This is a genomic window from Amycolatopsis sp. NPDC049691 (assembly GCF_040675005.1).
Classification (GTDB): domain Bacteria; phylum Actinomycetota; class Actinomycetes; order Mycobacteriales; family Pseudonocardiaceae; genus Amycolatopsis.
The window spans coordinates 585,063-606,731 of the sequence record NZ_JBFANX010000001.1 but is presented as its reverse complement, the minus strand read 5'-3'; the positions used below and the strand labels follow the sequence as shown (position 1 = coordinate 606,731).

Annotated in this window: 20 protein-coding genes; 6 read left to right on the top strand and 14 right to left on the bottom strand. The window is 72.5% G+C overall.

Annotated elements, in window-relative coordinates; translation table 11 throughout:
• The first annotated feature begins 233 nt into the window (after positions 1-233).
• Positions 234-1,061 (top strand): carbon-nitrogen hydrolase family protein, encoded by an 828-nt coding sequence (locus tag AB0J40_RS02930; RefSeq protein WP_364446584.1) that lies wholly within the window; start codon positions 234-236, stop codon positions 1,059-1,061.
• On the opposite strand, the gene AB0J40_RS02925 is transcribed toward AB0J40_RS02930, so the two are convergent.
• From AB0J40_RS02925 to AB0J40_RS02875, 11 genes are all read right to left on the bottom strand, one after another.
• Entirely contained in the window at positions 1,042-2,394 is a 1,353-nt protein-coding gene (locus AB0J40_RS02925; protein WP_364446582.1) for a PepSY domain-containing protein, read from the bottom strand. The two genes, AB0J40_RS02930 and AB0J40_RS02925, sit on opposite strands and share 20 nt — an antisense overlap.
• A gap of 11 nt (positions 2,395-2,405) precedes the next feature.
• Positions 2,406-4,040 carry a copper resistance CopC family protein gene (locus AB0J40_RS02920; protein ID WP_364446579.1) on the bottom strand — a complete coding sequence of 545 codons (1,635 nt, stop codon included), beginning with the start codon at positions 4,038-4,040 and terminating at the stop codon, positions 2,406-2,408.
• Positions 4,037-4,771, bottom strand: coding sequence for a DUF1775 domain-containing protein (locus AB0J40_RS02915; RefSeq protein ID WP_364446578.1), 735 nt, complete (start codon positions 4,769-4,771; stop codon positions 4,037-4,039). Before AB0J40_RS02915 ends, AB0J40_RS02920 begins: the two co-directional genes overlap by 4 nt.
• 69 nt (positions 4,772-4,840) lie before the next feature.
• Positions 4,841-7,159 carry a copper oxidase gene (locus AB0J40_RS02910; RefSeq protein ID WP_364446575.1) on the bottom strand — a complete coding sequence of 773 codons (2,319 nt, stop codon included), beginning with the start codon at positions 7,157-7,159 and terminating at the stop codon, positions 4,841-4,843.
• A 199-nt stretch (positions 7,160-7,358) separates the two neighbouring features.
• Positions 7,359-7,865 (bottom strand): hypothetical protein, encoded by a 507-nt coding sequence (locus tag AB0J40_RS02905; protein ID WP_364446572.1) that lies wholly within the window; start codon positions 7,863-7,865, stop codon positions 7,359-7,361.
• A 7-nt stretch (positions 7,866-7,872) separates the two neighbouring features.
• Complete coding sequence (locus AB0J40_RS02900) at positions 7,873-8,838, bottom strand: PDR/VanB family oxidoreductase (protein WP_364446570.1); 966 nt, start codon at positions 8,836-8,838, stop codon at positions 7,873-7,875.
• A gap of 209 nt (positions 8,839-9,047) precedes the next feature.
• Positions 9,048-9,881, bottom strand: coding sequence for a helix-turn-helix domain-containing protein (locus AB0J40_RS02895; RefSeq protein WP_364446567.1), 834 nt, complete (start codon positions 9,879-9,881; stop codon positions 9,048-9,050).
• A 130-nt stretch (positions 9,882-10,011) separates the two neighbouring features.
• On the bottom strand, positions 10,012-10,821 hold the full coding sequence (locus tag AB0J40_RS02890; RefSeq protein ID WP_364446564.1) for a hypothetical protein: 810 nt from the start codon (positions 10,819-10,821) through the stop codon (positions 10,012-10,014).
• 441 nt (positions 10,822-11,262) lie between these two features.
• Positions 11,263-11,982 carry a helix-turn-helix domain-containing protein gene (locus AB0J40_RS02885; RefSeq protein WP_364446561.1) on the bottom strand — a complete coding sequence of 240 codons (720 nt, stop codon included), beginning with the start codon at positions 11,980-11,982 and terminating at the stop codon, positions 11,263-11,265.
• Positions 11,983-12,393: 411 nt separating this feature from the next.
• On the bottom strand, positions 12,394-13,020 hold the full coding sequence (locus AB0J40_RS02880; protein WP_364446559.1) for a hypothetical protein: 627 nt from the start codon (positions 13,018-13,020) through the stop codon (positions 12,394-12,396).
• Positions 13,017-13,442: an OmpA family protein gene (locus AB0J40_RS02875; RefSeq protein ID WP_364446557.1), complete on the bottom strand. Its 426-nt coding sequence runs from the start codon at positions 13,440-13,442 to the stop codon at positions 13,017-13,019. The genes AB0J40_RS02880 and AB0J40_RS02875 overlap by 4 nt, the downstream gene beginning before the upstream one ends.
• 347 nt (positions 13,443-13,789) lie before the next feature.
• Here AB0J40_RS02875 and AB0J40_RS02870 point away from each other — a divergent pair, with 347 nt between their 5' ends.
• Positions 13,790-13,999: an Rv0909 family putative TA system antitoxin gene (locus AB0J40_RS02870; protein ID WP_364446554.1), complete on the top strand. Its 210-nt coding sequence runs from the start codon at positions 13,790-13,792 to the stop codon at positions 13,997-13,999.
• A 105-nt stretch (positions 14,000-14,104) separates the two neighbouring features.
• Positions 14,105-14,359 (top strand): hypothetical protein, encoded by a 255-nt coding sequence (locus AB0J40_RS02865; RefSeq protein ID WP_364446551.1) that lies wholly within the window; start codon positions 14,105-14,107, stop codon positions 14,357-14,359.
• A 10-nt stretch (positions 14,360-14,369) separates the two neighbouring features.
• Here the strand turns inward: AB0J40_RS02865 and AB0J40_RS02860 are convergent, their stop codons facing one another.
• Positions 14,370-14,969, bottom strand: a complete 600-nt coding sequence (locus AB0J40_RS02860) for a TetR/AcrR family transcriptional regulator (RefSeq protein ID WP_364446548.1) — start codon at positions 14,967-14,969, stop codon at positions 14,370-14,372.
• Between the two features lie 87 nt (positions 14,970-15,056).
• Between AB0J40_RS02860 and AB0J40_RS02855 the strand changes: the two genes are divergently transcribed.
• The 3 genes from AB0J40_RS02855 to AB0J40_RS02845 all read left to right on the top strand — a co-directional run bounded on the left by AB0J40_RS02855 (position 15,057) and on the right by AB0J40_RS02845 (position 18,660).
• Positions 15,057-16,199, top strand: a complete 1,143-nt coding sequence (locus AB0J40_RS02855) for an epoxide hydrolase family protein (RefSeq protein ID WP_364446546.1) — start codon at positions 15,057-15,059, stop codon at positions 16,197-16,199.
• Between the two features lie 134 nt (positions 16,200-16,333).
• Complete coding sequence (locus AB0J40_RS02850; protein ID WP_364446543.1) at positions 16,334-17,593, top strand: lipase; 1,260 nt, start codon at positions 16,334-16,336, stop codon at positions 17,591-17,593.
• An 11-nt stretch (positions 17,594-17,604) separates the two neighbouring features.
• Positions 17,605-18,660 (top strand): alpha/beta hydrolase, encoded by a 1,056-nt coding sequence (locus AB0J40_RS02845; RefSeq protein ID WP_364446541.1) that lies wholly within the window; start codon positions 17,605-17,607, stop codon positions 18,658-18,660.
• Here AB0J40_RS02845 and AB0J40_RS02840 read toward each other — a convergent pair.
• Both AB0J40_RS02840 and AB0J40_RS02835 read right to left on the bottom strand, forming a co-directional pair.
• Positions 18,657-19,454 (bottom strand): hypothetical protein, encoded by a 798-nt coding sequence (locus tag AB0J40_RS02840; protein WP_364446539.1) that lies wholly within the window; start codon positions 19,452-19,454, stop codon positions 18,657-18,659. The genes AB0J40_RS02845 and AB0J40_RS02840 overlap by 4 nt on opposite strands.
• An 87-nt stretch (positions 19,455-19,541) precedes the next feature.
• Positions 19,542-21,638 carry a primosomal protein N' gene (locus tag AB0J40_RS02835; RefSeq protein ID WP_364446538.1) on the bottom strand — a complete coding sequence of 699 codons (2,097 nt, stop codon included), beginning with the start codon at positions 21,636-21,638 and terminating at the stop codon, positions 19,542-19,544.
• Between the last annotated feature and the right edge of the window lie 31 nt (positions 21,639-21,669).

The window sequence follows — 21,669 nt, the reverse complement described above, 5'->3', positions numbered from 1 at the left end:
GCTTGATCCCGTAACACCACGAGCCCGGCGCCGGAAGACAAATAGGTGACACGACTTCCCAAGCACCACCAGGCGTTTGCCCGCGGTTTTCAGCCATTCCCGCATTGTCGACCGGTACATATTTCACTGTTCCGGAAGTGTCGGACGAGCTATTCAGTCGCCGACCATTGAAATCGCGAGCCAGGTCATCGATCATGGCCCACGTGGGGTATATTCGGCACCAGGAGGAACAAATGGGGCCAGCCCGGATCGCCACCGTCGCCGCGCACTTCGGGCGCGATCTCGCGTTCGGCACGGCGCGCGTCGCCGCGCTGATCGAGGAAGCCCGCCAGGCCGGTGCCGCGCTCCTGGTCCTCCCGGACGGCACGCTCGGCGGCTCCTTCGCCGACTTCGGCCGCGCCGATCCCGAACACCTCGCCCCGGCGTTGGATCCGGACGGGCCCGAGGTGCGGGCGGTCGCCGCGCTGGCCGCGGAACTGGTGGTGTGCTTCGGGTACACCGAAGCAGGCGAACGGGGCGAGCGGTATTCGGCGGCCGTGTGCGTGTCCGGTGACGGCGTGCTCGGCCGGCACCGCAAGGTCCACCTTTCCGCGGCCGAGGCGCTGCACCAGCGACCGGGCCGGGGGTTCGCCGCCTTCGACACCCCCGCCGGCCGGGTCGGCCTGCTGCTCGATTACGAAAAGGCGTTTCCCGAGCCCGCCCGCGGCCTCGCGGTCGACGGCGCCGAAATCGTCGCCTGCCTGTGCTCGTGGACGACCGGCAGCCGGGCGCAGACCCTCGCGCGCGACCGGCAAGCGCGGCTTTTCGACGTCTACGACTGCGTGCGCGCCGTCGAAAACCAGGTGGTTTTCGTTTCCGCCAACCAGGCCGGCGTCCTGAACGGAACCCGGTTCCTCGGATTGGCCAAAGTCGTCGGACCGGACGGCGTCACCCGCGCCCGGACCGGTTCCCGGGCCGCGCTCGTCGTCGCCGAGCTGGACGTCGCGGCGGAAATCGCCGCGACGCGCCGCGTCCGCCACCACCTCGAGGAACGGAAGGGAGCTACGCCGAGCGTCGCTTGACCCAGCTCACCACCGCGTCCACCGCCAGGAACACCACCAGGCTTGCGCCGGCCACCGGCAGGACCCACGCCAGCACCGCGACCCCGAGCAGGGTCACGATCAGCGGGCCGCCGGCCAGCTGGCGCCACACCGGGCGCGGCAGCGACGCCCACCGGCCGCGGTACGGGTTGTGGATCCACCACATGCGGTACCCGAGAGCCAGCAGGACGAGCGTGGCCACGGCCACGAGTGCGAGGACGAGCTGGTTCGCGAGCCCGAAGAGCGTGCCCGTGTGGAACTGCGTGCCCAGCGCGCTGAGCTTCGCCACCGGCGAGTAGTCGGCCCAGCCGATCCGCTCGGTCACCTCCGCCGTGTACGGGTCGATCGCGACGGCACCCCGGTGCGGCGGCAGCCCTTCCGCGATCTCGGTGGCGGTGTAGGGCGCGTCCGGCGTCGCCGGCGGGACCACGGCCAGCTCGCCGCTCAGCCCCGCGGCTTCGGCGGCCGCGAGCGCGCGGTCGAGGCCGATCGGCGGGACGCCGGGCCGGACCGGCACCGCGGCGGCGGCGAGCACCGGGGCCCGCAGGTGGATCGGGTCGGCCTCCGCGTCCGCGCGCCCGCCCGCGAACTGGCTCATCGCCAGCCCGGTGACCGCCACCAGCAGCAACCCGGCCGTGAGCCACAGGCCCGCGGCGCCGTGGACCGCGCGCAGCCGGGCCCACCCCGTCTTGTCCTTTGTGGACGGAAACAGGACCTCCCGCAGCGGGCGTTTCCGGCGCGTGCGCGCCAGCCACAGCACCAGGCCGCCCACGGCGACGAGCGGCACCCAGCTCGCGGCGAGCTCGGCGTAGAGCCGGCCGGGCGCGCCCAGCTGGAGGTTGCCGTGCAGCTGCCGCAGCCACGTGTTCGCGGGCAGCCGGTTCTCGACCGTGCTCAGCTCGCCGTTGATCAGCCCGGTGTAGGGGTCGACGAACACCGTGCGGTCCGCGGTGCCGGCCGGGCCGGGGACGGTCAGCACCACGCGGGTGGTGCGGTCCGGCGCGGGCGGGGTGAGGACGGACTTCAGCGTCGCCTCCGGGTGCGCCGTGAGCGCCGCCCGGACCTGGTCGGCGAGCGGGCGCCGCACCGCGCCGACCTCGTTCACGTGCAGGTCGGACCGGTAGAGGCTGTCGTGGATCTGCGGGCTGAACACGTAGACCAGCCCGGTCAGGCACAGCACCGCGAGGAAGGGCGCGACCACGATGCCCGCCAGGAAGTGCAGCCGCCTGGCCACGACCTGCAGGACGGTGCCCGGCCGCGGCCGCGGCGACGGACGGGTGGCCCGGTGCGCGGGGCCGGTGGGGGACGAAGACAAGGCGGCTCCGTTCATCGCACGTCGAGGGCTTGCTTGACCGTGCGCGTGCTCCCGTCGCCGGCCCGCAGGGTCAGGGTCAGCTCCCACCGGCCCCGTTCGGGCACGGCCGCCCGCCCCGCCCAGTAGCCGGTGCCGGCGGGGTCGAGGGACACCGGCGTCGTCCGGTTCCCGAGGGCGAGCGCGCCGGTCACGGTCGTTGTGGCGGCCTGCGGGCCGAGCAGCGCCACGTGCACGTCGAGCCGGTCCGCGGCCGGGACGAGCACCAGGTCGAGCGCGCCCGTGTCGTAGGTGAGCCGGGCGGGGGCGGCCTGCTGCCGGATCGCCGCCGGGGCCTGGCCCGGCGGGCCTTGCGCGTGCGCGCTCTGGCCGGGGTGGAGCGCGAGCAGCGTCGCGGTGGCCACCGTGACCACCACCACCGAACCCACCACCGCGGTCACCGCGCGCCCGAGCCGCTCCTTCGCCGGACGGCGGGGAACGAGCCAGGCGAGGACGGCGAGGAGCGCGGCCAGCACGAGGGCGCCGGCGGGGAGCCAGCCGAAGCGGTGGCCGGTCCACGCCTGGGCCGTCCCGGCGACGGCGAGCAGTACCGCGCACGCCGTCAAGGCACGCGCGAAGCGCGACACGGTGTGCCGGTGGCGGGCGACCGGGAGCCGCAGCAGCACCAGTCCCCCGGCCGGGACCGCGAGGGCGAGGAGCAGGCCGATGTCCGCGGCGAGGGCCAGTGCGGCCGGCTCGCCCGGACCCCGCGGGTCGGCGAACGTCCAGGTGGCCAGGACCGCGGACGCGCAGCCCAGCACCGCCGCCGCGCGCAGCCGCCGGTCCCCCGCGGGCTCGCTCCGCAGCAGCAGCACGAGACCGAGCGTGGCGGGCACGAGCGTGGCCAGGCGGGCGAGCAGCGCGCCGCCGCCGTCCGACTCGAAGGTCCCCGACAGCAGCTGCGGGTCGAGCGCGGCGCGCCACGGCACCCAGGCCGCGTACGGCCCGAACGACAGCACGGCGACGAGCGTGCTCCCGGCCGCGAGCCACCAGGTGGTCTTGACCAGCCGCCGGGTGGCCCGCGCCCGGGCGGCGGCCGGCCCGATCGCCGCGACGAAGAGGGCGAGACCGGCCAACGCCACCATGGCCGCGACCGCGACCGCGCGCGCCGTCAGGTGGACGGCCGCCACGACCGGGTCGTGCGTCGTCTCGATCTCGGGCACGCCGTCGGGCCGGATCGGGTAGGACACGTCGAAGGTGAAGGAGCCGCTCACCGGCTCCAGCCGGCTCGACGGCAGGGTCCACGCCACGGCGTAGGTGCCTTCGTGCCGCTCCGCCGGCATGGGCACGGAGATCGCGTCGGCCCGGCCGTCCGGGTGCGCCGGCCGGGTGAAGACGACCTGGCTGCCATCGGGGTCGAGGATCCGCACGGTGGCCAGCGCCGCCGGCACCGGCCGGTCGAAGGTCAGCACGACGGCGTCGGGCGACTTGACGACCTCGGTGTTGCCCGGCGACGTCGTCACGAGGACCGGGTCGCCGGTCGCGCCCGGGGTCGTGGCGAGCAGCGTGCCCCAGCAGGCGGCGACCAGGAGCAGCAGCGCGACGAACCGTCCGGCTCCGTCGCGCGGCCGCGGGGCCGCGGCCCGGGGACGTTCCTTCACCACCGTCATTCGACGCCCGCCTCCGCGAGCTCGGGCTCCGGGGTGGCCGAGCGCAGCCGGCGGCGGTGGGCCCGGTACCCGACGACCGCGATCACGACGAGCGCGAGGCCGAAAGCACCCCACAGCAGGGCGAACGGCGGCCCGCCGGTCGGCTGCGGCACCGGGGAGGCCGGGACCGCGCCGGCGTCGACGGCGGCCGGAACCGGTTGCCGCCCACCGGCTTCGCCCGCGGGGGCGACCGGTCCGGACCCGAAGGTGATCGCCGGTGCGGGCGACGTCGCCTGGTTCCAGTGGGCGACCGCGCCGTTGGCGAAGGTCTGCGTCGCTTCGAAGAGCAGCCTGCCGTCGGCGGGCAGCGGGCCCATCGTGACGAGGAACTGCTCGAACTGCCGCGGCGCGACCGCACCGCCCTCGACGACGAGGGCGTCGGCCACCTCGCGGACCACCTTGCCGCCGATCTCCACCGGCGGGTTCAGCGGCCGCGGGTGGACAGTGGCGGTCCAGCCCGGCGCCGGGTCGACCTTGACGTAGGCGACCGGCGGGGTCGCCGGGAAGACGAGTTCGAGGCGGGTGGACTTCGTGTCGGTCCGCTCGTTGGCCAGCCGGAAGGCGAAGGTGTGCGTGCCGCCGCCGTCGACGCGGTCGGGCACGATCGACACCTGCGCCGCCGCGGGCGGGGCGAGTGCCAGCACGCCGAGCACGGCGGCGAACAACGCGAACAGGGAACTGCGGTGCGCCATGGGATCTCCTGTCGACGGAGAGGTCCGGGGCCGGTGGGTTCCCGGCCCCGGACCACTACCGCGTGATCGTCAGCAGCCGGACTGGCTGAGGGGGTTGAGCTGCTTGCAGGTCAGCTGCGACCGCCAGCTCCCCTGGTTCTGCTGGACCCAGCCGTTGTAGACCAGCGGAACGGCCAGCACGCCCTGGCCGCCGTAGCCCGGCTTCCCGGAGATCGAACCGTCCATCTTGGTCGTCGCCGTCGGGTCGAGCGTCAGCTGGCCCGCGACCTTCGCGTCGTCGATGGCGCCGTCGCCGTTCGGGTCGACGTCGATGATCTGCATGACGTTGGAGAACTTGTTCGACACGTAGGCGTAGTAGCCACCGCCCTTCTTGGCCCCGAAGTTGATGCCGTGGCAGCCCGCCGTGCACGGCAGGTCCTTGACGATCTTGTCGGTCCTCGGGTCGATGACCGTGACCGTCTGGGACAGCACGTTCGCCGCGAGCATCGCCTTGCCGTCCGGGCTGACCGGCAGCTGGATCGTCAGGCCCCCGAACGGTGCGCCGCTCTTCGGGCCGTCCTGCGGGCTGTAGTTCGCCCACAGGTCGATCGTCTTGCTGTGCACCCTCTGCCCGTTGTCCGCACAGGCCGCCTGCGCCAGCGAAACGCACGTGATCGATTCGCCGAGGAAGTCCGCCGTGTAGAACTTCGAGGAGTCCGGGGTCATGCTCGAGGCGATCGGGAACTGGCCCGTCTTCTCGGTCCGGACGGTGCCGGTCGGCAGGTCGATCACCGACGCGTTGTTGGTCAGCACGTTCGGGGTGACGACGGTCTTGCCGTCCGCGCTGGTCCAGTGCGCGTGCGGGTGCCGCACCTCACCGGTCGGGCTGACCGTGATCTTCCGGAGCACGTTCGTGCCGCCCGGCGCCAGCTCGACGATCTCGTTGCCGGCGTTGATGCCGATGACGAGCTTGTCGCTGCCCGGCTCGGTCATCACGTGCGCCGGGTTCTGGCCGACCTGCGTCTGCCGGACGAACTCGCCGGTCTCCCGGTCGAACACGTCGACCTTGTTGGAGAACCACTCGGTTTGGTACAGGTACTTGTAGTCCTTGTCGGTCCACATGTTGTGCGGGTTGTTCATGTTGATCGACGGGGCGCCGATCTTGCGGTCGACGGTCCAGTTGGTCACGTTGACCTTCGTCGCCGAGCCGACGGCCTTCTTGCCGGCCCACTCCTCGACCTCGGTGTCGATCCACACCTCGCCGACGCCCGGCGTCGCCGGGAGCTGGTTGCCCTTCGCGAGGGTCTTCGGGTACGAGAACTTCTTGTCGAAGTAGGCGTCCAGGTTCGGGATCAGCACCGGGTTGCCCGCGGCGTCGTACTGCAGGATCGGCACCGGCGGCTGGATAGCGTCGAACTTGTTCTCCGAGTCCGGCTTGAACTGCTGCCAGTTGTTCGGGTTGGTGATGTTGAAGAACGTGTTCACCAGCCGGTTGACGATGTCGGAGTTGGTCGGCACGACCAGGTTGCGCGAGTTCACCATCGACGCCTTGCCGAAGTCGAGGCCGATGGTGAGCGGGTCGTCGACCACCACCGCGCCCAGCATGTACGGCGTCACCATGTCGGTGAACGCGTACAGCCCGGGCTCGGTCAGCTGGATCGAGCGCTGGCCGAAGAACGCGCCGCCGGGCATGTCGTACGGGAAGCCCTCGGCCCCTTCGGGCGCGATGAGGCCCATCGGGTCGCGGGCGCCGGTCGACTCCTTCGGGTCGACGACGAAGTTCACGGTCACGGGCGGGCCCTTGACGGCGAACTGCGCGAGGTCGTTGAGCGCGCCCTGCAGGTCGAGGCCGACCGGCAGGGAGCTCAGGTTGAGCGGCTGGTCGGCCCGCATCGTGGTGAGCTGCTGGGCGAACTGCCCGAGCAGGTTCTCCGCCTTGAGGGCCGCCGGTGCGGCCTGCCGGTTGGTGGCGCCGATCGACTTGACCGCCGAGAGGGTGCTGTCGAGGTTCAGCGCCTTCCCCAGCTCGCCGCCGAGCGAACCGAGCAGCGGGACCTGGCCGAGGAGGTTCTGCGTCAGGTTGCCCACCGCACCGCCGAGGTCGGAGTTCAGCAGGCTGGCGAGCTCACCGCCGGTCGTCAGGCCGCCCAGCGTGCCGAGGCGGGGCATCTCGGCCACGGCGAGCGACTGGTCGCCGAACAGGTTCAGCCCGGAGTCGAACCACTTGCCGTTGTCGTCCTTCATGTGGAACGTGATCGGCACGGGACCGACCCCGATCGGCTGCTGCGCCGAGGCCGGGACGGCGGCCACCGCGGAGGCGCCGAGCGTCGCGACCGCGAGGGTGACCGTGACCGCCGACTTGGCGCGCCGCCGCCTCGTGCGTGCTCCTGGCGGAGCTTCTGGGGACATGGGCTTCCTTTCGATATTCGTTCGGCCCGGCGGGAAACGGGCCGTCCGGACGCAGGAAAGTGAATCACGGACCACGGAGACGATTCCCGTTTTTTCTGTTAACGAGACGTGAAATAATCGCCGGTGAAATGAGCCTCGCCAGTGAGGAATTGCGTCGATAAAAGGAAAGGAACAGTTTGCGTTGGATAGTTCCCTCGGTTCAGCCGAGCAGGCCGAGCACGGTGCACAGCAACGGTCCCAGCAATCCGCTCGCATCGCATTCCGGAGCGGGCGGCGGCGCGGGTTCGCCAGGCGCGGGTTCGGACGGCTCCGGCGGCGCCGGCGAGGTCGCGGGCGGCGGCACCGAAGACGGCGGCAGCGGCGGTTCCCCCGGCGGGGGCGGATATTCCGAGGTCGGCGCCGGTGGCCAGGACGTCGCCGGCGGCGGCGTGACCACCGGGTCGCGGCCGGCCCCGACGGGACGGCCGGGGAGCACGGGATCCGGCCCGGGCACCGACGGCGGTGGCGGGGGAACCGCCGACGCGGGAGGCGGTGCGGACGGCGTGACCGGGGTCGGGGCCGGCCAGGTCGTCCGCGGGGCGGCGACCTGGCTCACCCACGGCCGCCGCTCGTCGCCGAGATGACCGGCCACCGTCCACAGTGCCCAGCCACAGGACGCGGCGGCCAGCAGCGCGGCCACCCAGGTACCGAGTTTCTTCGTCGTCACCGGCATTTCAGAGGTCCAGTACCAGCTTCCGGCCGCAGGAGCGGGACACGCAGATCATCATGGTTTCGTTCGCGGCCCGCTCCGCCCCGGTGAGCAGGGAGTCGCGGTGGTCCGGGATCCCGTCGAGCACCGGGGTTTCACACGTGCCGCACGTGCCTTCGCGGCACGACGACAGCACCGGCACGCCGGCGTCCTCGGCCGCCTCCAGGATCGACCGGTCGGCGGGCACCGTCAGCGTCAGGCCCGACCGCGCGAGCTCGACGTCGAAGCCGGCCGCCGCTCCGGCGATCTCCTTGGGCGAGAACCGTTCCAGGTGGAGCTCGAGGTGCGGCAGACCGGCGCAGACCTCCTCGGCGACGGCCAGCAGCGGCTCGGGTCCGCAGCAGTAGACCGCGGTGCCGGCGGCCGCGGCGCCCAGCGCCCCGGGCACGTCGGGCAGCCCCGCCTCGTCCCGCGGCCACACGACCACCCGGTCGCCGTACTGTTCGCGCAGCCGCGCGGCGAAAGCCATCGAGGAGCGCGACCGCCCGCCGTAGAGCAGCCGCCAGTCCGCGCCGGCCGCGTCGGCCGCCGCCACCATCGGCAGGAACGGGGTGATGCCGATCCCGCCCGCGACGAACAGGTACCGCGCGGCCCGCACGAACGGGAAGTTGTTGCGGGGCGCGCGGATCCGGACCCGGTCGCCCGGGAGCAGCGCGTCGTGCACGAACGCGGAACCACCGCGCCCGGCGTGCTCGCGCAGCACGGCGACCTCCAGCACCGAGCGGTCGCCGGGGTCCCCGCACAGGGAGTACTGGCGGACGAGGTCCCGCCGCAGCAGCAGGTCCACGTGGGCTCCGGGCGCCCACGGCGGGAGCTGATCCCCCGCGGGGTGGCGGAACACCAGCCGGACGACGCCATCGGCGATCGTTTCCTTGTGCGCCAGCAGCACTTCGAGGTCGAGGTCGGCCGAAGGAAGGGTGTTGACGGTCATGGCTCTCCCGGTTGTCCGCGTCGGTTCGCAAAACAAGTCAAACCAGCGGCGGAAACAGCGGCATGGCTGGGAAATGAATTCCGTGTATCGCCGATTGCACAGCACGCGACGGGAGCGGTGAGATTTTCCGGGACCTCAATTCGGCTCTGCTGTCAAATACTACCCGGTTGTGGCGTGACCGCAAGACGTCCTTTTCCTTTCACAGGGTTTCAGCCGAGCGTGAAGCGCACCGACAGCCGGCCCGGGAGCGGCTCCGGCCAGGTCCGCAGCATCCCGTCGTGCTCGGCGGGCCACTCGCAGACGACGATGTTGAGCCCCCGGCCGAACTGGCCGGCCAGCCGCGTCAGGAACTCGTTCGCCTGCCGCTCGTCGAAGGGGCCCCGCCGCGCCAGGAAGAACACCATTCCGCGGTGGGACAAGGCGAGCAGGAGGTTGACGTCGCCGTAGTAGTCCCGGAAGCCCGTCAGCAGGTTCTGCCGTCCCCCGACCGGGCCGCGCCGCGGGTCGGCCGGCGTGTGCGGGCGCGTCCAGGCCAGCCACAGGACCTCCGCGTCCGGGATCCACTCGTTGCCGGGCCGGGGTTCGCGCGGACGGCCCGACAGGACCCGCCCGCGCCGCATCTCCAGCAGCCGGGGCTCCTCCACCAGTCCCCAGCGGGTCAGGTACTGCGACACCGTCGGCGAGCTGATCAGGATGCCGAACTCCCGGCGGACCAGCTCGGAGATCGCCTGCCGGGTCCAGAGCCGCTGCGGCAGCCCGCACAGCTCGGGCGGACCCGCCACGATCGTCCGCACGACCCACGCCTGCTGCGCGGCCGACAGCGCGAACTGCTCGCCGGGCCGCCGGCCCCGGCGCCGCGGCCGGAACGCCTCGTCGCCCTGGCGCTGGTAGGCCGCGACCCAGGCGCCGACGGTCTTGCGGGAGACGCCGAACAGGCGAGCGACCTCCGCGCGCGTCACGCCCGCTTCGACGGCCGCGACCGCCCGCCGCCGGAGCGCCTCGAGAGCGTCCGCGGAGAGACTGCGCGCGTCACGATCGGTCACGGTCAAGTCCCGAATGGTGGCAGCTGCGCTGTTCATGAGGAACTTCCTTTCGTGAACGGGATGTCACCGCTCGTCCCTCCTGCGAAGATCGCCGTAACCGGGGAGTAACGGGCTTCGCGGCCGGCCGCGGTCAGCGGGCGCGGCGGAAGCCCCACCGGCGCACCAGCTGGGCGCTCACCGCGGCCAGCAGCAGGATCCCGGCCAGCACCGGCCAGGAGAGCCCGTCGCCCGGCGGCGCCGCCAGCGCCTCCGCCGAGCCGGCCGAGCGCCGCGCGTCCAGCACCACCGGCGGCTGCCCGCCCGCCGGGGGCACTTCCGCGCCGGCCGGGAAACCCGATCCGGGCAGCTGCCCGGGGATCGGGGTGCCGAACACGGCACCACCGCCGGGCGTCGAGCCGGGCACGGCCGCGACCGTCCACTGCCGCCCCGCGATCGGGGTGCCGCCGTCCGGCGCACCGCCGGGTGCGGGCGCGGGCACGGGGTTCACGGGCGATTCGACCGGGGGCGCGCCCGGAACCCGGCCGCGCACGAGGATGCCGCAGAGCGAGGCGAGCGAGGTGCGCACGGTGGCCACCAGCGGCCCGAGGACCGGCGCGAGCACGGGAAGCTCGCCTAGGCGCGCGACCACGGCGTCGGCGATCCGCGTCCCGGGGATCTCCGCCTGCCCCACCGGAACCGTCCCCACCGGGATGGGGGCCGTGCCGGCCCAGATCGCCCGGAAGGTGCCCGTCAGCACGCCCAGCGGGTCCAGGCCGGCCAGCGCGGACACCACGGGTTCGGTCACCGACGCGGGAGCCAGCGCCACCTGTTCCCCCGGCACGCCGGTCACGGTGGCCGAGCACCCCGCCGCCGTCGCCGGCGCGTCGGCCGCGAAAGCGGGCGCGGGGCTCAGCAAAGCGAGGGTCAGCGCACCCGCGGTGAGAAATGCCGTTGTTCGCACGTGCCGCCTCCTCGGGCGCCGGACTCTTGGCCCGGTCTCAGGTATTCGCCGTCCGGATGTGCCAGGCTGGAAAAACCCGGCGACGGCATGGTGGCAGCTTGACCGCTTTGTTGACCAGCAGGGCGAAAACCGGCGTTGCGGCAATGTTGCCACGACCGTGAACAACGCCTCTACCAGGACTTATGGCCGCTTCCGCGGTTCGGCGGCGAAAACGGCGGGCCGACCGCGGCGGGCAAATAACGGACACCCGGGCGAGAGGGAGAGTGAGGTCGCGATCGGCCGCCTTGTAACCCTTTCAACGCGAACACGGAACTCCTTTCCGACGAAAACCACCGGACGCGATCCAGAAACCGCCGAACTGTTTACGCGGGGGTAACACGTGGTGAGCGCGCGAAAAACCGCCGATCCGGAATCCGGATCGGCGGTCGGGTGCTGCCGCGGTCAGGCCGGTCGCACGGCGTCCCGGCCGGGCACCTCGCCGTCGTCGAGCAGGGCCGCGTGGGCGGCGGGCCAGTCGTGCGGGACCAGCCGGACGTCGCGGCCGCACTGCATCCGCAGCCGGCGCCGGAACTCGGCGATGCCGGTGAACGGCGTCGCCGAGGCGAGGAACTGCAGCGTGCCGCGGCCGCTCACCGCGACGAGGGCGTGCAGCGCGCCGGTGCCCGCCGGCGGGCGCGGGTGGGTCCAGGTCACCAGCAGCGTTCCCGGCGGGCAACCGGGCCGTCGCGAGAACACCCCGTCCCGGCCGGTCAGTTCCCACCGGAGCAGGTACTTGTCGATCGTCGTCCCGGCCAGCACGACGCCGCACTCCCGCGCGACGAGCTCGGCGACGGCCTTGCGCGTCCAGACCAGCCACGGCAGCCCGGCCGCGTCGGGCGGCCCGGCGGCCAGGACGCCGACCACGCGGCCCTGCTGCGCCTCGGACAACACGAGCCGCTCCCCGGCCCGGCGCCCGCGGGGCCGGGGCCGCAGCGTCGACTCACCGCCGGATTCGTAGGCCCGCACCCAGGAGCCCACCGCCTTCCGGGACACGCCGAACATGTTCGCGACCCTGGTCTGCGACAGCCCCGAGCCGACCGCGGCCACGGCCTGGCGCCGCAGCTGTTCCAGCGCGTCCGTCGGCAGGCTCCGGGCGCCCGGGCCCCGCTGCACCTCCACCATCGCCACCCCATCCGGTTCCGTCGGGCCACAGCTGCCTCTTCCCGGCCACGACCGCGCCGCCTGGCGTCCTCATCGGACACTCCGGCCGAGCGGAACCGGCCGAGCGCACGACACCGCTGCCGCCGGCGATTCCGACCGGACCATTCCGGTACGGCCGGATGGCGGAACGGAGATCGTGGTCCGGCCAATGGTGCGGGACCACATGACCGATGGATGACGCTGCTGTTGACAGCTCTTTACCGAATGCTCCCCGCCCCCGGCGAGCGCGGTGATCCGCCCTGCGTCAGGGCCGAAAACGGCGGGGCGGCCGGAAATATGTGCCACGAGCCGCGCGTGGACGGCGGTACCGCGAGACCCGTCCGCCCACGTCAGCCTAGCGGCCCCGGCAGGCTCGTTACCCGTTGGAGTGAGTCACGTATTTGCCTGGCGGTCGTGTTCTTGACTTCGGCGCGCCGGCGTGAGCAGCCGGCGGGATCGCGGGGTCAGCCGACACGCCAACGAGACGGGCGCCGGTTCGACTTCCATGGCGGGCCGTGTGCCGTAGACCGCGTCGGCGACCGCGCGTTTCCGAGCGCGGCAGTGCCGGAGGACGTGCGGCGGGAAGCCGACGCCGGCAGGCTGGGCCGTGCCGTCGGCGTCCGAAAGCGTCCAGCCGGAGCCGAGGTCGATCAGGCCAAGGAACTCGGAACGGTCCAATTCGGACTCCAGCAGAGCCGGGACGGTCCGGTCCACCCGCGGGATGCCTTCGACGACCGTCAGCCGCCGGGGGTCGACCTCCCACGCCCGCAGGACGTCCACCAGCAGGTCCGGTGGGGTGGTGCCGATGTCGGAGTGCACGCACAACACGAACTCTCGCGCTTCCCTCCGCGCCGCCGGTGCGGGCAGCTCGAGAAAGACGTCGTCGCACGTGCTCGCGCCCCGGTTCAGCAACTCCGCGGACGGGTCGTCGCGCGCGTCGACCACGTCGAACTCGTCGGCCGGCGACCGGAACAGGGCGGTCGCGCGAGGCGGGAACGGCACGAGACCCTGGCCGGTCATGGCGGTGCGAGCGCCGGACCGGTCGCGTCCCGCGCGACCCGGTCCTTGCTCACGCCGAGCCCCTCGAGAGCCGACGAGATCGCCTCAGCACGTTTCTCGGACAGCGCCTTGGCCTGGTCCGCGTCGGGGTAACCCGCGTGGGTGGCAACGCTGATCTTCACCTGGTTGCCCTGGAGCGCCTTGGCGATCTCGCCGAGCGCCTGCGTCGCCTGCGCGATCGACGCCGTGACCTGCTGGGCCGGGGCTCCGGTGCCCTGCCTCGGCGAACTCGGCGCCCCGGCACCCGACGAGGCACTGCGCCTTCGGACGAGCCGAGGTCCGGTCCGCGCGGTGCCGTGTCGGTCGCGCCGCCGAGCCGCACGCGGTGACCAGGCACGCCACGATGGCCAGCACGCCGCCGTCCGGGCAATTGTGCCGCGCATGAATTCGAACTCCCTTTTTGCGTCGGCTGATGCCAGGGATATGAACACAGCTCGCCGTCTCCCACCAGGAAAACCCGGCACCGGCAACGGGTTCCGTCCCGCCGCCGGCCCAGGCGGTGCAGGCGCCGCGGTTCCACCCACGTGAGGGATCACCCGGCACCGTTCCACGGCGAAATTCGAAATGAACGACATCCGGCCGGCGCGGAAAAATGCGACAGCATAGCTTCGCGGGCGCCGATCACCTACGGCGGGCCGCGCTCTTCACCCTGCCGTCCGGTCCGAGTTGCGGGGTGCCGCACAGCACCTTTGATTGGGTGCGCCAACCCCGGCGGATTCGAGGAGCAGCAATGGGCATCGACTTCGACGAACTCAAGAACGTCGCCAACGGCGACAACGTCGATCAAGCCGCCGAGTTCGTGAAATCGCGGTTCGGCGATCACGCCGACAAGATCGACGAGATCGCGGACCGGGCGAAAACCTTCCTCGGCGGCGAGGAACGCGGCGAGCAACCGGGCGGGCGCGACGACGATGACGCCGAGCGCGGCTACGACGGTTGAGCCACCGCTGCCCTGGACGGCCGTCCGTACCGGCTACCCCCCGGGCGGGGGGTTGTGGCGCGTCGCAGCCATGACGGACGGTCCGGACATGTCACCCTCGGTCACATGCTTCGCGATCCCCACCACGGCACACGGAAAGCAGAACCCTTCAATGAGTTCCAGCGAAACCTCGACGAACTGATCCGGGAGATCGTCACCGCCCGTCGGCACGGCCGCAGCACCAACGACGCCACGCTCGACCTGCTGCAGGTGCTGCACCGTCGAGACCACAGCTGGGCCGTGGTGCACCTGGCCTTCGCGATCGCCGCTCTCGCACACCACCGCACGTTCGCCGACGCCGGCGAGCGCACTTCGCGGTAACCGGCTGCGGTCAGAGCCGGTCGTCCACGAGAGCGAGTGCCCGTGACTCGGGAACCCCCAGCAGCAGCAGGCTCGTGATCGTCGCCGCCCGGGCGCCGGGGGTCCCGTTCGGCAGTTCGCTGTCCGCGATGGCGAACACGGCGCCGTAGGCGAGCTGGCTCAGCACACCCGCCGGCAGGTGCCGTGCGAAGACGTCGCTGTCCTGACCCCGTCGCACGAGATCGGCGAGGAGCTCGTCGAGTGGCCCGAGCAGGCCGTGGATCGCCTCGCCGTACTCGCCGCGGCGCAGCGCCAGCAGCACCCGGTACCGGTGCGCCACCGGCCAGACGCGGGCGACGAAGCCGACCCACGTCGCGTCCGCTTCCGCGGGGGAAGCGTCGGCTTCGGTGAGCACGGCGGTCATCTCGGTGACGGCCCGTTCCGTCAGCGTCCGGATCAGGTCGAGGCGCGAGGGGAAGTGGCCGTAGACGGTGCGGCGGACGACACCGGCGGCGGCGGCGATGTCGCCCATTCCGGCATCGGGGTTGTCTCCCAGCACGTCGAGGGCGACGCCGAGGATGCGATCGCGGGTCTCGTTCGTCGAGCGCGCACGGGAGGACTCGGTGGGCACGGCAGCATTGTTGCACACCGGTGTGCAATCGAAGTAGATTGCACAGCAGTGTGCAACGAAGGGTTGTGCACTCCGAAGGAGAAGGCCATGACCCTCGTCCGCCCGTTCACCGTCTCGATCCCGGACCCGGAAATCGACGACCTGAAGCAGCGACTGGCCAGAACCCGCTGGCCCGCCCCGGAAACGGTGGACGACTGGTCGCAAGGGGTGCGCGTCGCGAACGCCAGATCCCTGGTCGGCTACTGGGAGCGCGGCTACGACTGGCGGCGCTTCGAGTCCGGGCTCAACCGCTTCCCCCAGTTCCTGACCGAGATCGACGGGCTGGACATCCACTTCATCCACGTCAGGTCCGAGAACCCCGACGCGCTGCCGCTGCTGCTCACGCACGGGTGGCCGGGCTCGATCGTCGAGTTCCTGAAGCTGATCGGCCCGCTGACCGATCCGGTCTCGTTCGGCGGAGACGCCGCCGATTCGTTCGACGTCGTCATTCCGTCGCTCCCCGGGTTCGGGTTCTCGCAGAAGCCGACGGAGACCGGGTGGACCGTGTCGCGCATCGCCGGCGCGTGGGTGGAGCTGATGAAGCGTCTCGGCTACTCGCGCTGGGCCGCGCAAGGCGGCGATTGGGGTGCCGTCGTCACCACCGCCCTCGGGGCCGCGCGACCCGAGGGGCTTCTCGGAATTCACCTGAACACCCAGTACGCCTTTCCCGCCCGGATCCCCGACACCCTGTCGCCCGAACAACGCCACGCCGTGGAGACCCTTGCTCTCTACACGGGCGAACTCGGTGGGTCGAACCACCTCCAGGGCACGAAGCCGGAGACCGTCGGCTTCGCCCTGGCCGACTCCCCCGCCGGTCAGGCTGCCTGGATCTACGAGAAGTTCCAGTCCAAGACCGACAATCGCGGGCTCGCCGAGGACGCCCTCGGCATGGACGACATGCTCGACGCGATCTCCCTCTACTGGTTCACCAACAGCGCAGCGTCGTCCGCGCGCATCTACTGGGAGAACAAAACGCTCACCTTCGCCGGCCCGAAGGTGACGCTTCCGGTCGCGGTGACCGTCTTCCCGAGGGACATCCCACGCCTGCCGCGGAGCTGGATCGAAGACACCTACAGCAATCTGATCCACTACGGCGAGGCGGGCCAGGGCGGGCACTTCGCGGCTCTGGAACAGCCCGAGATCCTCGTCAGCGAAATCCGCACCGGGCTGCGCACCCTGCGTTCTTCTTGACAACGACCGGGTATCCCTCGATGTGGTGCCCACGACCATGTCCGAGGCGCGCGGGACGTGGCCGACGCACATTGCCCCGGCGCGCCCGGTGGCCGATAGTTGCGGAGTTCTCCCGGTGTCGTGAGGAGCCCGTCGTGCGCCTGCTCAGCCTGGTGGCCGCTGCCGCCGTCGTCGTCGGTCTGGAGGTCGCCGCGCCGGCTCTGCCGGTTGCCGCGGCCGCTCCCGCCTACCTGACCAACGAGGCGACGTTCAGCACCGTCGCCAATGGATGGGACAAGGTGGAGCGCTACCGCGACACCACCCCGGGATTCGCCGACGAGCAGTACCCGCCGGACGGACGGGGCAACCAGGACGGGCAGCGGCTGACGTTCTTCGGCGGGGTGGCGCGGCCGTCCTCGTCGCGGTTCCTGCTGTACTCCGCACCCGGCTGGTCGACCGGCGCGAAGGCCACGCCGGTGCTGCTGGTCCACGGTGCCAACGACAACCCCGACCGGGCGTGGGCCAATCCGAACGAGTCCGGCGGCTTCGGATGCGGTTCGGCGACGTGCCCGTCGACCGGGCTGATGCAGTACCTCAGCTCGCGCGGGTACCGGGTGTTCGCCATCGGCTTCGCGCACAAGCAGGGCGAGAACCGCCAGCAGGCGCAGCAGGTCGGTGACGCGATCGCGCTGATCAAGTCACGGCTGGGCGTGGGCCAGGTCGATCTGGTCGGCTGGAGCAAGGGCGAGCTGTCCACCCGGATGTACGTGTCCTCGGTGAAGCCGCCGTGGGGACGGGCCTACGCCGGCGACGTGCGCAAGCTGATCACCCTCGGCGGGCCCAACGGTGGCTACGACTACCCGTTCGCGCACGGCTACGCGCACGACCTGTCGATCTGGCCGGAGTGCGGCGTCGGCATCAACGCGCCGAGCCCGCACACCAGGATGACGTGCTACGGCGCGTACACCTACCACCCGGAACTGTCGATCACCCCGACCGCCGGCTGGGACACCTACCCCGGGCAGCGGCAGATGCTGGCCCGCTTCGACGGCACGTTCGGCGTGGACGGCTCGCAGCAGGACTGGTACACGACCTACTACGGCGGCCAGGGTTTCTACACCGACGGGACGGGCATCCAGGCCGCGATCGACGCCGGGTCGATGATCTCCGCCATCCAGTCCGCCGGCACCCCGCCAAGCGTCTCGGTGTACCTGCTGGCCGGCGGCTCGCCCACCATCGTCGGCGTGTTCAACGAGAACCGCGGCCCGAGCGACGGCATCGTGTTCGTGGCCAGCGCGTTGGACAGCACGGGCATCGGCCACCTCGCCGCGACGGCGCTGATCGGTTCGGTGAACCACCTGCAGCTGGGCTGGGCGTCGGCGTCGATGTCCCAGGTGACGAGCTGGCTGGCGTGAAAGGGACGACAGTGACCACACTCCTCGACGGAATCACTTCGGCGAAGGTGCCGACCGATCGGCTGACCACGCACGTGCTGGAGGTGGCCGGCCGCGAGCACGGCGAGCCGGTCGTGTTCGTGCACGGCAACATCTCGTCCTCGGCCTTCTGGCAGGAGTCGATGCTCGACCTGCCGCGGCGGTACCGCCCGATCGCGGTGGACCTGCGCGGATTCGGCGGCACCGACCCGCTGCCGGTGGACGCGACGCGGGGTGTGCGCGACTACGCCGACGACGTGGTCGCCACTCTGGCCGCGCTGGGCGTCGGCGCCGCGCACCTGGTCGGCTGGAGCATGGGCGGCGGCGTGGTGCTGCAGCTGCTGCGCGAGCACACCGGGCTCGCGCGCACCGTGACACTGGTCAACCCGGTCTCGCCCTACGGCTACGGCGGCACCAAGGGCGCGGACGGCGAGCTGGTCGACCCGGCGGGCGCCGGCTCCGGCGGCGGTGGCGCCAACCCGGACTTCGTCGCCCGGCTCAAGGATGGCGACACCTCGGACGAGTCGCCGTTCTCCCCGCGACAGGTGCTGCTGGCCTTCTACGTCAAACCGCCGTTCCACCCCGCCCGCCTCGACGACCTCGTCGAGTCGATGCTCACCACCCGGGTCGGCGACGACCACTACCCCGGCGACTTCACCACGACCGACGCGTGGCCGGGCGTCGCGCCGGGCACCCGCGGCGTGCTCAACACCATGGCGCCCGGCCATTTCCGCCTCGACGACCTCGACGCGATCGAGCCCAAGCCCCCGATCCTCTGGGTGCGCGGAGCCGACGACCAGATCGTGTCCGACACGTCCATGTTCGACCTCGCCCACCTCGGCCGGCTGGGCGCGGTGCCCGGCTGGCCCGGCGAGGCCACCCGTCCCGCGCAGCCGATGGTCACCCAGACCCGAGCGGTCCTCGACCGCTACGCGGCGGCGGGCGGCGACTACCGCGAGGTGGTCATCGCCGACGCCGGGCACAGCCCGCACCTCGAGAAACCGAAGGAGTTCTCGGCGGCGCTGCTCGAGGTGCTGGCCAAGGGCTAAAGCGCATCCGGTGCCGGGCTTCGCACGAGCCGGCGGTGGAGATCGAGCGCGGCCCCGGCCCGGGCGAACTCCGCGGGGGTGAACGGCAACAGTGGCCGCGTCACCACCACCTGACGGCCCTCGGCGTCCACCAGCCGCATCGACGTCCCGGCGAAACCCTCACCGGACCTCCGGCGGCCCGCGGGAGGCTTCGTTTCGGCTTCGCAGTCACCCAGCACCGCACGCAGCAGCGCGGTCAGATCGGCTTCCGGCCGGGCGGCGATCGTCAACACCCGCGTCGGCAGGTCGACGAACTCGTGCGCGTCCGCCGGCACGACCCGCACCTCCCGGCCACCACCCAGTTCGACGACCGCGGCGATGTCCGCCGCGGTCGCCCCGTCCGGAGCGCGGACCAGGAACTCGTCCACCACACCGTCGGGCACGGTGAGCACCTGCAGCGCCACGATGTCGAACCGGTGCGCCGCCAACGCGGCCGTCACGCCCGCGAGGCTCCCGGGCACGTCCCGCACCGTGGCCCGGACCCGCCACGCCATCCCGGTCGGTGGCGGCTGCGCGGCCACGGCACGGCGCACCGGTGCCCGGTGGGCCCACGACCGCCGCCAGGCCGCGGTGAGGACCAGCAGCCCGCCCAGCGCGAACAGGACGACCGGCCCGACCCGGTTGTGCGACAACGTGCTGACGAACAGATCGGCGACGCCGGTGGCGATGAAGAGAGCGGCCAGTTCGACCAGTTCACGGGTGATCGAGGTCTTGGCACGCCCGGCGGACTTCGGCTGGCCCTCGGTTTCGGTCATGCGGCCAGGATCGGTGCCGTCCTTTGCCCCGGCGTCGTCGTGCTGTCACGATCCAGTTAACGCAGACGACCGATGCGCCGGCGGTCGCTAAATGAGGTCCAGCGGATCCAGCTGAATGCGAATCGGTTCCGTCGCCTTCTTCGCGTCCCGCCGGGCCGCGGCCGCGTGGATCGCCGACGACAACGCCTTTCCCTCGGAACGCGCGACCCGGACCAAAGCCCGTTCGCGCGAAGCGTTGCCCTCGTCGTCGATTTCGCCGAGGGGCACCGGACCGAGCACCTCGCCCGACGGCGGCAACGGCAGGTCCGCCAGCAGCCCGGCGACCGCGTCCGGGCTGCCCTCCACGCTCGCCATCCGCATCGCCGGGGGGAAACCCAGCTCGCGCCGCTCCGCCAGTTCCTGGCCCGCGTGCCACGCCGGGTCCCAGCGGACCAGTGCCTGGACCACCGCCAGCCCCGCCTCCGCCCCGACGATCACCCGGCCGCCGGACGAACCCGGGCGGACCAGCGCCGCCGCCGCCATCCAGCGGCGCAGCGTCTCCTCGCCCGCCCGCAGGTCCTGACGGCCCAGCAACGCCCAGCCGTCCAGCAGCAGCGCCGCGCCGTAGCCACCCTCGGCCACCGGCTCCGCCCCCGGTGTGCACACCACCAGTGCCGGCTTCCCGGGTACCGACGACAGCACCTCCGCCGCGCCCGAGGTGCGGACCGGGATGCCCGGGAACGCCCGGCCCAGCTCCTCCGCCGTCCGCTTCGCCCCGACGATCACCGCGCGCAGGCGGACCGAGCCGCAGGCCGTGCAGCGGAACGCCGTCTCCGGGACGCCGCACCAGCGGCACGCCGGGGGCTTCGGCTGCCCGTCCACCGATCCGCCGGGCAACGCCAACGGCCCCGCGCACCGGCGGCAGTGGGCCGGCGTACGGCAGTTCCCGCACGCCAAGCCCGGGACGTACCCGCGCCGCGGGACCTGGACCAGCGCCGGGTGGCCCGCCGCGAACGCCTGGCGCGCCGCTTCGAACGCCACCGCCGGCAGGCGCGCCACCCGCGCCGCCTCGTCGCGGGCCACGTCGAAGTCTTCGCCGACCGGTGTCACGCGGGGCGCCGCGGCCCGCAGCACCGTGCGGTCCGCCAGGACCGGCGCCGCCCAGCCGGACTCGACCAGCAGCTGCGCCTCGGCCGTCCGGGCGAACCCGCCGACCAGCAGGGACGCTTTCGCCGCGTGCGCGCGGTCCATCAGCACGTCCCGCACGTGCGGGTACGGCGCGTGCTGGTCGAGGTGCAGGTCGTCGCCGTCGTCCCAGACCACGAACAGGCCGGGGTCGTGGACCGGCGCGAACATCGTCGCCCGCGTGCCGACCACCACCCGCACCGCCCCGCGCAGCACCGCCAGCCAGCGGCGGTAGCGCTCGGCGGGCCCGAGCCCGGCGATCAGCGCCACGACGGCGTCCTCCCCCACGACCGCCGCGCACGCCTCGTGGACCCGGGTCAGGTCCCGGTGGTCCGGCACGACCAGCACCGCGCCCCGGCCGGCCGCGGCCACGACCCCGGCGGCCTCGGCCAGCCGGCGCGGCCAGTCCTCGCTCGGCAGGGCCTGCCAGACGGCGTTCGCGGGCTTGCCCTCCCCCAGGGCCTCCAGGAACGCCGGACCACGCTGGTAGCGCGCCCAGGCCGTCGTGTCGGGCTCGCCGGGAGCGGCCGCCGGTGCCGTGGGCGGTTCTCCTTCGGCCTTCGCGTGCCGGGGCGGGATCGCCAGGCGCAGGACGTCGGACAGCGTGCCGCCGTAGCGGTCGGCGACCGCACGGCAGACCGCGTGCAACGACGGCGGCAGGACCGGCTCCGGCGAGGTGACGCGGTCGAGGAACGCCAGCTTGCTGCCGTAGTCGCTGGTCTCGCCGCGCTCGATCAGGTAGCCGTCGACCAGCTGCCCGGCGAACCGGACGCGCACCCGGCACCCGGGCACGGCGGTCTCGTGCAGCTTCTCCGGCACGAGGTAGTCGAACGTGCGGTCCAGGTGCGCGAGCGGGATGTCGACGACGATCCGCGCGACCGGCCGCTCGGGCGCGGGCTTTTGCGCGCCCTTGGTCTTGGCTCCCGGCTTCGGCGGTTTCCGGGCACGCGAGGGGGCCGCCTTGGGTGCGGGCGGCGTCTCCGGGAGGTCCCAGAGAGCGGCGGGCTCGGAGCTACTCACGCCACGATCTCTACCAGACCCCTCCGACACC